The organism is Actinosynnema sp. NPDC023658 (genome assembly GCF_040639995.1).
In the GTDB taxonomy this organism is placed as follows: domain Bacteria; phylum Actinomycetota; class Actinomycetes; order Mycobacteriales; family Pseudonocardiaceae; genus Actinosynnema.
In genome coordinates this window covers 1-3,506 of the sequence record NZ_JBFAAX010000598.1, presented here as the reverse complement: position 1 = coordinate 3,506, position 3,506 = coordinate 1, and the positions used below count along the sequence as shown (strand labels likewise).

Here is a 3,506-nt window from a genome sequence, read left to right as displayed (position 1 = left end):
CCGCGGGTCTGCTCCTGTGGGGCGTGCTGGGGCGGCCGGGTGCGGCCGGCGGTGCGACGTGGTGGAGCACCGCGGACCGGCTCGACGCGGTGAAGGTCGTGCTGGCAGTCGTGGGCGGTACCGGGGCCGTCGTGGCGTTGGCGGTGGCCTACCGGCGGCAGCGCCTCAACGAGGTGGACGCCTACCGCGAGGACGCCAAGGTCCTGCTCGACCGCTTCGGCAAGGCCGCGGAGCTGCTGGGAGCACCGGACGCCGCCGTCCGCACCGCCGGCGTCTACGCCCTCGCCGCCCTGGCCAACGACGCACCCGAGGCGCGTCAAGGCTGCATCGACGTGCTGTGCGCCTACCTGCGCCAGCCCTACGCGCCCGCACCGGACGGCGGTGGCGCGCACGACCCCGCCGGGTCCGCGCCCGGCGCGAGCCGGGACCCGCGGCAGGAGCGGCTGGTCCGGCTCACCGTCGTCCGGCTCATCCGGGACAACCTCCACCTGCCCGACCACGACCCGCGGACCTGGCGCGGCCACGACTTCGACTTCACCGGGGCGGTCCTCGACGGGGGCGACTTCACCGGCGCGACGTTCACCGGCGCGGGCACCGTCACGTTCGCCGACACCACGATCATCGGGCCGCTGTCGTTCTCCGGAGCCACGTTCGCGGGCGGGGTCGTCTCGTTCGACGGTGCCAGGTTCGTCGGTGGTGGCCCCTCGCTCGCCGGCGCCAGGTTCACCGGCGGTGTCGTGGACCTGTCCCGGATCGACCCGGACCAGCCGCCCCCGACGGCCGGGCTCTGGCCGGCGGGAACCCCGGTGCCCGCCGGACTTCGGTTGCCCCCGCCGGGCCCCGCGCCGCAGGAGGGCTGACCGACCCCGGTCAGGGGTTCGCGGCGCGCTTGCGGTGCCGGCCGGGCGTGGTGCCGATGACGGCGGTGAAGGCCGCGATGAAGCTGCTGGGGTTCGACCACCCGCACGCGTGGGCGACGCGCGTGGTGTCGTGGCCGTCCGCGAGCAGGATGAGCGCGTGGTGGATGCGCACCTGGGTGCGCCACTCGTAGAAGGTCATGCCGAGCTCGTCGTGGAACAGCCGGCTGAGGGTGCGGGCGCCGGCGCCGATCGCCTGCCCGAGCCCGGCCAGCGACGTGGCGTTCCCGGGATCCCGGTACAGCACCCGTGCGACGGCCTGCAACCGGTCGTCACGGGGTTCCGGCAGGTGCAGCGGCTGCTCGGGTGCCTCGCGGAGTTCGTCGACCAGCACCCGGCGGAGGCGCGCGCTCGCGGCGCGGTCGTGCTCGCGCGGGCCGGTGAGGGCGAGCAGGACTTCCCGGGCCAGGTCGGAGGCGGTGAACACGGCGGGGTGGTCCGGCACGAGCCTGGCCAGGGACTCCGGCAGGAAGACGATCCGCATGTCGGTGTGGCCGTGCGCGCGGTGGTGGTGGACGAACCCCGCGGGGGTCCACGCGACCCGGTTGGCCGGAACGATCGACGTGCCGCGCTCGGTGTGCACGGACAGCACGCCGCGCGCCGCGTAGACCAGGTGCCCCCGGTCGTGGGAGTCCGCCTGGCTCGCCCCGCCCGACGGCCACAGGTGGACCCCGCCGGACGGCCACAGCCGTGACGTGGGAGTCGGTCCGGGAGTTTGGCGGCCGATCGGCACAAGTCGGCATTCTACCGGTGGAGCGCCGCACCGGCTTCCGGCGATGGTGGACGCATGAGAGCGACGATGCGAGCGGCGGTCTGCGTCCGGCCGGGCGACCCCGAGGTGCTGGAGGTCCGCGAGGTGCCGGTGCCCGCGGCCCGGCCGGGCTGGAGTGTGGTGCAGGTCAAAGGCACCGGACTGAACAGGGCGGAGCTGAGGACCCGTCAGGGGCACTCCCCCGGCGTGGCGTTCCCGCGGGTGCTCGGGATCGAGTGCGTGGGGGTCGTGGCGGCGTCCACCGACCCCGGGCTGCCGGAGGGGACGACCGTCGCGGCGGTGATGGGCGGGATGGGCCGGCAGTTCGACGGTGGTTACGCGGAGTACGCGCTGCTCCCCAACCCGCTGCTGATGCCGATCACCACCGCGCTGCCCTGGGACGTGCTGGCCGCGCTGCCCGAGACATACCTGACGGCGCAGGGATCGTTGGACGCGCTGGGCGTCGTGGCCGGGGGCCGGGGGCGGCTGCTGATCCGCGGCGGGACGTCGTCGGTGGGGATGGCCGCCGCGTCGATCGCGGCCGGTCACGGCGTCGACATCGCCGCCACGACCCGGCGGCGGGACAAGGTCGGGGCGTTGACCGCGGCCGGCGTGCACCACGTGCTGGTCGACGACGGCGGATCCGCGGCGGCCGACGTTCGGGCGGTGTGGCCGGAGGGCCCGGACCACGTCCTCGACCTGGTCGGCGCGGCCACGGCGGTGGACTCGCTGCGCCTGGTCCGCCGGGGCGGGACGGTGTGCGTGGCGGGCTCGCTCAGCGGGTGGCTCATCCCCGACTTCGAGCCGATCGCCGCGATCCCGTCCGGGACGAGGCTCACGTCGTTCCACAGCGACGACCTCAAGGGCAGCGCGGGCACGGCCACGGTGCAGCGGATCGTCGACGAGGTGGAGGCGGGCGTGCACCGGCCCCACGTCGACCGCGTCTTCGGCTTGGACGACATCGCCGCGGCCCACCGGTACATGGAGGCCGACAAGGCCGTCGGGAAGGTCGTCGTGGTGCCCTGACCACGGGCACTCGGGTGACGCTCACCTGCGCGGACGCCCCGGGTCAACGCCCACTGGCGTGTGCCGGCGGACCTCGTTCGTTCGCCACACTATCGTCCTGGGGTAAACTGACGAGCTCGACGTCGGCTGTGTGGCACTGTAGAGGACGGTGCCGTCCACTCCGCGTACTGGTCGGGGCTGGGCGGTGTTGACGGATGAGTGGTGAGCGAGGCGTGGAGACGCGCCTGCGGGTACTGGAGGCTGTCACCGACAGCACGCTGCATGACCTCGACCTGGACAAGATCTTCGAGGTGCTGCTCTGGCAGGTCCGCGACGTGCTGGCGGTGGACACCGTCACCGTCCTGCTGACCGACGCCGGCGGCGAGCACCTGGTGGCCAGGGCGACCTCCGGGCTGGAGGAGGAGGTCTTCCAGGGCACCCGGATCCCGGTGGGCACCGGTTTCGCCGGCCGGGTGGCGCGCTCGCGCAAGCCCGTGCAGATCCAGCACGTCGACGAGTCCACGGTGATCAACCCGCTGCTGTGGGAGCGGGGCCTGCGGGTCATGCTGGGCGTGCCGATGGTCACCCAGGGCGAGCTGACCGGGGTGCTGCACGTCGGCAGCACCACGCCCCGCCGGTTCACCGACGACGAGGTGGAGCTGCTGCGGCTGGTGGCCGACCGGCTGGCGATCTCGGCGCACGTGCACCGGTCGCGCTCCGAGCGGGCGGCGGCCTCCATGCTCCAGGACAGCCTCCTGCCCACCCACCTGCCCGTCACGGAGGGCTGGGAGGTCGCCGCGCGGTACGTCGCCGGCACCGACAGCGGCGTCGGC

The 3,506-nt window shown here is 74.2% G+C and carries 4 protein-coding genes; 3 read left to right on the top strand and 1 reads right to left on the bottom strand.

Annotation, left to right across the window (positions count from 1 at the left end):
• The coding region (locus AB0G02_RS31855) for a pentapeptide repeat-containing protein (protein ID WP_360801490.1) at positions 1-860 on the top strand (860 nt) is incomplete at its 5' end.
• A 10-nt stretch (positions 861-870) separates the two neighbouring features.
• Here the strand turns inward: AB0G02_RS31855 and AB0G02_RS31850 are convergent.
• Complete coding sequence (locus tag AB0G02_RS31850; RefSeq protein WP_360801487.1) at positions 871-1,650, bottom strand: helix-turn-helix transcriptional regulator; 780 nt, start codon at positions 1,648-1,650, stop codon at positions 871-873.
• A 54-nt stretch (positions 1,651-1,704) separates the two neighbouring features.
• On the opposite strand from AB0G02_RS31850, the gene AB0G02_RS31845 reads away from it, so the two are divergent.
• Positions 1,705-2,694 carry a zinc-binding dehydrogenase gene (locus AB0G02_RS31845; RefSeq protein WP_360801484.1) on the top strand — a complete coding sequence of 330 codons (990 nt, stop codon included), beginning with the start codon at positions 1,705-1,707 and terminating at the stop codon, positions 2,692-2,694.
• Between the two features lie 194 nt (positions 2,695-2,888).
• On the top strand, positions 2,889-3,506 hold a 618-nt coding region (locus AB0G02_RS31840; protein ID WP_360801481.1), incomplete at its 3' end, for a GAF domain-containing protein.